Origin of the sequence: Limosilactobacillus alvi, from assembly GCF_016900115.1 — a bacterium.
Classification (GTDB): Bacteria; Bacillota; Bacilli; order Lactobacillales; family Lactobacillaceae; genus Limosilactobacillus; species Limosilactobacillus alvi.
This window is the reverse complement of record NZ_JACJJQ010000066.1, coordinates 1-3902: the sequence shown is the minus strand read 5'-3', so window position 1 is coordinate 3902 and position 3902 is coordinate 1. Positions and strand designations below refer to the sequence as shown.

The 3902-nt window shown below is 45.7% G+C and carries 5 protein-coding genes and 1 pseudogene; all 6 read right to left on the bottom strand.

From position 1 onward, the window contains the following. Nucleotides 1-67: pseudogene (locus H5993_RS09755) on the bottom strand (IS200/IS605 family transposase); the annotation flags it as partial. 397 nt (nucleotides 68-464) lie between these two features. Continuing rightward, nucleotides 465-1211, bottom strand: coding sequence for an acyl-[acyl-carrier-protein] thioesterase (locus tag H5993_RS08915; RefSeq protein WP_204777091.1), 747 nt, complete (start codon nucleotides 1209-1211; stop codon nucleotides 465-467). Nucleotides 1212-1230: 19 nt separating this feature from the next. Further along, nucleotides 1231-2103 carry a 16S rRNA (cytidine(1402)-2'-O)-methyltransferase gene (gene rsmI, locus H5993_RS08910; RefSeq protein WP_204777090.1) on the bottom strand — a complete coding sequence of 291 codons (873 nt, stop codon included), beginning with the start codon at nucleotides 2101-2103 and terminating at the stop codon, nucleotides 1231-1233. Nucleotides 2104-2111: 8 nt separating this feature from the next. Continuing rightward, nucleotides 2112-2456 carry a DNA replication initiation control protein YabA gene (locus H5993_RS08905; RefSeq protein ID WP_180870461.1) on the bottom strand — a complete coding sequence of 115 codons (345 nt, stop codon included), beginning with the start codon at nucleotides 2454-2456 and terminating at the stop codon, nucleotides 2112-2114. Next, nucleotides 2449-3462, bottom strand: a complete 1014-nt coding sequence (gene holB, locus H5993_RS08900) for a DNA polymerase III subunit delta' (protein ID WP_204777089.1) — start codon at nucleotides 3460-3462, stop codon at nucleotides 2449-2451. Before holB ends, H5993_RS08905 begins: the two co-directional genes overlap by 8 nt. Before the next feature lie 32 nt (nucleotides 3463-3494). Beyond that, a complete protein-coding gene (locus H5993_RS08895; protein WP_204777088.1) occupies nucleotides 3495-3815 on the bottom strand; it encodes a cyclic-di-AMP receptor in 321 nt (106 codons plus the stop codon). Nucleotides 3816-3902: the final 87 nt, after the last annotated feature.

Here is a 3902-nt window from a genome sequence, read left to right as displayed (position 1 = left end):
GGTAATTTAAGTTATATACGGAAGTTCTCCCATACGTAAGTCTATTTGTATCTTTCATGTCAATAATTATATCACATATTTATCTATCCATGTGACCTAAAGGACAGAAAATTAGGGCAATTCATCACGTCCTTAAAAGAACGTGTTTCCTTGCCCGTTTTCAAAAAAGCTCCTTGACGGTCTGGTTGGGATAAGCAAAACGAAGTTGATTCATTAGAATCGACCTTTCGTTCGCCCTGATCCGCTAAGGCCGTGCTTTTTGACCTTAGTACTGAGTAACCTTCGGGGATGCAAGAGGGGCTAGGAAGAAACATGAGTTTCTTCCCAGCCCCTCTCTTGCTTTCATCGCCGAATATTATACAGGAACGGCATGGCGGTTACTTCCCTAACGGTCGTACCAACCGATTCAGCCTTACATAGGCTTACAAACGCCAAACCAGTTGGCTAGTTTGCTCCTTAGGCTACTATACCAATTTCCACTCAAATTCCGCTTCCGCTGCAATTTTTCCTTGGCATTGAATTTGGTGATGAGTGATGATTTGGTTGTTTTCTTCAATTTTAATGAATTGACTATCAACCTTTTCACCGGCCCGGACTTCATGGTTATACTTCATTTTTAGATTAACTAGGTGGTGATGACGTAAGAATTCACCACCGAGCGGATCTAGTAACCAATCAAAGTAGACTGCATTGTTAACGTGGTTATTTAGGTCGATATCAAAGAACCGTACCCGGTAATCTAACCTCTCCCAAGCTAGGTCATTCGCCATTAATTGCGGCCGGGCAACCTTTGGCAGGCGGCGACTTTCTTCACTCTGATAAGGAGCAATAAGGGGTTCTGGAATGCTTGCTACTTTCCGGGTCGTTAGGTTCATAAAGGCAAACATCCCCTTTACCTTCACTAATTGCTTACCGTCAGCATCATAAACTTCAAAGGTCCGAACAACAAAAAAACGATTATAAGCTTCCACGTAGGTCTTAATCGTTACTGTTTCGTTTTCCCATGGTAAACGGTCCACATCGCCCGCATAATTGATAATTACCCAACCACCATCATATTCCTTAATCTTGGCGGTTCCAACTCCCAAAGCGTCGCTATGATCCTCAGAAGCTAGAATTAGGAGGCGAAATAACATAGCAAGCGTTTGGTGGCCCGTAGCGTCGCATTCATAGTATGGCACTTGGTGTTTCATTTCGTAACTCGCAATCATCAGACTTCCCCCTTGCAAATCAATCATTCAACCCGTGATACTGCCGATAAAGTTCTTGGCGTTTAAGCCCCCGTTGTTTGGCCACTAATTTAATGGCCGCATTTGTCGATAGCCCCCTGGCAACTTCCGCGTTGATTTGCTGGATTGGGTCTGCCGCTCCTCGGGCAGTTGGTGCTTTATCCGGGTGGTCATTTCCGGCAACAAGAACGACAAATTCTCCACGAACGGTTTCGGTTTCCGCCCAAGCCAAGGCCTCCCCCAGGGTACCCCGAAGGTATTCTTCGTATCGTTTGGTTAATTCCCGGGCTAAAACGACCCGTCGTTCTTCCCCAAAGGCCTCTACCATCGATTGGAGAGTCTTCTTTAGCCGGTGGGGAGCCTCATAAAAGATCAAAGTTTCCGGACGTTGTTTAAGCTTTAACAAGGCGGTAACCTGTTGTTGGTGCTTGCGTTCTAAGAAGCCATAGAAAGTAAAGGGCTGCGGGACTAACCCCGAGGCAATTAAGGCCGTTAAGCCCGCATTAGGTCCCGGTAAAGCCACCACTGGGATCCCCGCTTGGGTTGCGGCGGCTACTAATTCTTTCCCCGGATCAGAAATGGATGGCATCCCCGCATCACTACATTGAGCAACGTCCAACCCTTTTTGGAGGTCAGCAATTAGTTGGGGAACCCGTTGTTCGTAGTTGTGTTCATGGAGACTAACCAAGCATTGCTTAATCTCAAAGTGATTTAATAACTGCTGGGTGTGGCGAGTATCCTCAGCCGCAATCAGGTCAACTGCTTTCAAGATATCCAGGGCTCGAAAAGTCATATCCCCCAGATTGCCAATTGGGGTTGGGACTAGGTAAAGGGTTCCAGTATCAGTTGTTTGAAAACTTCGTACTCGTTGCATTTTTACCCTCACTTTACCTGGTGGCGACCATAAATAGCATCTAAGCAGAAAGTACAAGCTTCATTTTCTTCCAGCCGCTTACCATACATATCGTTACAAACGTGGAAGCCTTCTTGATAAAGCCGTTGGAGCATCTTTCGCGAGTCCGAAAGGCCCTCTTTCTTTTGCTCCCGGTGTTGTTGCTTAATCACTTCATGAAGGTGATCGTTTTCGATTGCCAACTTCGCATTTTCCGCAAGCACTAAACTCAGTTTTTCTGAGAGAACCTCCATACTTTCAACCAGATCTTTCGTTTGCCGCGTTACTTCCGCAAACCGTTCATAAATATCGCTTTTATCAAGGCGATCAACCACGATGCATCATTCCTTCCAAATTAATGACAGCCAGTTGACGCAAGGTTAATTGCTCAGCAACTGTCTGAAAACTTAAATTTTGATCAAGTAGTTTCCGACACTCTAAGGTCAATTCACTCGCTTGCAAAATCTGCCGGTGAGTTAATTGTCCGACTAGTTGTTCTAATTCTGGCTCCCACTGGCGGTAATGTAAACGATCTGCCAAATCATTTTGGAGCATCAGCCCATCCCGCCAAAGCATGGTGATTAAATCCAACATCACCACGGCTTGCTGACGGTCATTCACTAACGGGACTAGCGTAGTTGTGACGTTAACGAAAGCCATTGGGTTTCCTTGGGCGAGGAGCTTAAACCAGCCCCAAACTGCCTTAACCGCTTTGGCAAACCAGTCATCGGCAATTAAACTTTTGGCTAGGTCCGGATCCGTCGTTATCCCCAACATTACTGGCCGGAGATAGTCAGGCACCCCAGCAGCCTTTAGGTTTTGATCAACCGCCTCATGACTAAGGGGAAATAAATCAAGAACTTGCGTCCGCGATTGGATCGTTGGTAAGACGGCATTCTTATTGGTCGTTAACATCAAAATATAGACCCCTGGACCAGGTTCTTCAATAAACTTGAGTAGACTATTAGCTGCACTGACCGTTAATTTTTCAGCATCTTCAATCAAGAAAACCTTGGTCTGGCCTTCCATCCCCGTTTTAGTAAATTCGGCTTTTAAGTGCCGGACCTGGTCAACTTTGATTTGGCGGCCTTCTGCTTTTGCTACCACTACATCCGGGTGGTTGCCAGATAAAATCCGTTCACACTCCGGACAGCTCCCATCCGGTTCACCATCTTGAACGTGCTGACAGAATAAGCGGAGGGCCAGCCACTGAGCTAAGGCCTTTTTTCCGGCCCCACTTTGGCCAACTAATAAGTAGGCGTGGGCTAATTCACCTTGGTCAATAATTTGCTTAAAGCGCGCAACCATTTGGGGTTGTAGAACTTCCGCTTGAAAAACCATGGCCCCCTCCTTTCAGCTTTAGTAAGTTTGCGTTAAAAATGGATAAATTGATCGACGGGCAGGACAAAGACCGTTGCCCCACCAACTTGAACATTCATGGGGACCGAATTAGCCGCATTATCGATATAAGCCGATGGGGCGACAAATTGTTCCCGGGTTTGAGCATTCTCCTTGATAACAGCAAGGGCTTCATCAACCCGCTCGTCATCAACAACGATCATAAAGGTTGTATTTCCTTCGCGCAGAAAGCCCCCGGTTGATTGAAGTTTAGTGGCTCCAATCTTAGCTTTAGCTAGACCCGTTTGGACCTTGGGTGCATCTTTTGGTTGGACGATTGCCATCAACATTTTCATTTTTTGTAGCCTGCTATATAAAATGTGAACAAATATAATCATGAATTAGATTTGATTATATTTGAGAAAGAATTATATAGTTTTCCT

Bases quoted from the DNA above. Each gene is read 5' to 3' on its own strand.
- H5993_RS08915 (WP_204777091.1), bottom strand. From the start codon at position 1,211: ATGATTGCGAGTTACGAAATGAAACACCAAGTGCCATACTATGAATGC.
- rsmI (WP_204777090.1), bottom strand. From the start codon at position 2,103: ATGCAACGAGTACGAAGTTTTCAAACAACTGATACTGGAACCCTTTAC.
- holB (WP_204777089.1), bottom strand. From the start codon at position 3,462: ATGGTTTTTCAAGCGGAAGTTCTACAACCCCAAATGGTTGCGCGCTTT.
- H5993_RS08895 (WP_204777088.1), bottom strand. From the start codon at position 3,815: ATGAAAATGTTGATGGCAATCGTCCAACCAAAAGATGCACCCAAGGTC.